Origin of the sequence: Loktanella sp. SALINAS62 (assembly GCF_018263905.1) — a bacterium.
Lineage (GTDB): Bacteria > Pseudomonadota > Alphaproteobacteria > Rhodobacterales > Rhodobacteraceae > Loktanella.
In genome coordinates, this window is sequence record NZ_JAAFZU010000045.1 from 1 (window position 1) to 831 (window position 831).

An 831-nucleotide genomic window follows, 5' to 3' on the forward strand; every position below is an offset into this window, starting at 1 on the left:
CGCTCCTCGTGAGGTTCTGGTTGGCTTTGACACCACCACGATACGCCGCCTTTCAAATCACGCCATCACCCAAATTCCCGCATAGCTCGTAGGATCATCAGCCCGGCCTCGAGTTGAGATAGGCCGAGGACCAGCTGTAGCCGTTGGCTGAAGACCAGCTCGACGCCGATCAGGGCTACGGAGGCCACAAGGGCCGCGATCACGCCGGAGGTAAAGCGAGGATTGCGAAACAGCGCAAAGTCGATCAGCGGGCTGGCACTTGCTTGCTGGCGGCGGACAAAGGCCACCATGGCGCCCATCCCGATGACGAGGACAATGCCTGCGATCAACCACGACGGCTCACGCTTGCTCACCTCCTTGACCGCATAAACCAGCCCCACCAGCCCGACCATCACCTGGGCGGAGCCGAGGAGAACAAAGGGGTGAACTAGAGCGTGTCGCGTGTTGACCAGCACCAGCGCACCCGCAAGCAGGGCCAGCAAGGCGATCGGCACGTTGACGAGAAAGACCGAGCCCCACCCAGAATCATTCTAGCAGCAAGCCTCCAACCACCGGCCCCATAGCAGCACCGCCCGAGGCGACAGCGGCCCAGATCCCGATAGCAAAGGCGCGCTCCTTCTCATCGGTGAAGGTCAGGCGGATCAGCGACAGGGTCGCGGGCATCATCATGGCCGCGCCGATCGCCAGCAACACCCGGGCTGCAATGAGCGCCGCAGGCACCGGAGAAAAGGCCGCGGCCAACAGTGGAACGGTTGATGCGCAATTTGGGCATCAAGGGCGTGGTTCGGGGTAAAAAGGTCGTCACGACCAATCCGGACACCTCACAGCAGT

Annotated in this window: 2 protein-coding genes; both read right to left on the minus strand. The window is 62.2% G+C overall.

Translation table 11 applies throughout. The annotated features are described in order from the left end of the window. Positions 1-65 precede the first annotated feature (65 nt). The gene (locus GZH79_RS19260) at positions 66-482 is read right to left on the minus strand and encodes a hypothetical protein (RefSeq protein WP_283094815.1); all 417 of its coding nucleotides are present in this window, start codon (positions 480-482) and stop codon (positions 66-68) included. 43 nt (positions 483-525) lie between these two features. Further along, positions 526-720, minus strand: coding sequence for an MFS transporter (locus GZH79_RS19265; RefSeq protein WP_349291209.1), 195 nt, complete (start codon positions 718-720; stop codon positions 526-528). Positions 721-831 lie beyond the last annotated feature (111 nt).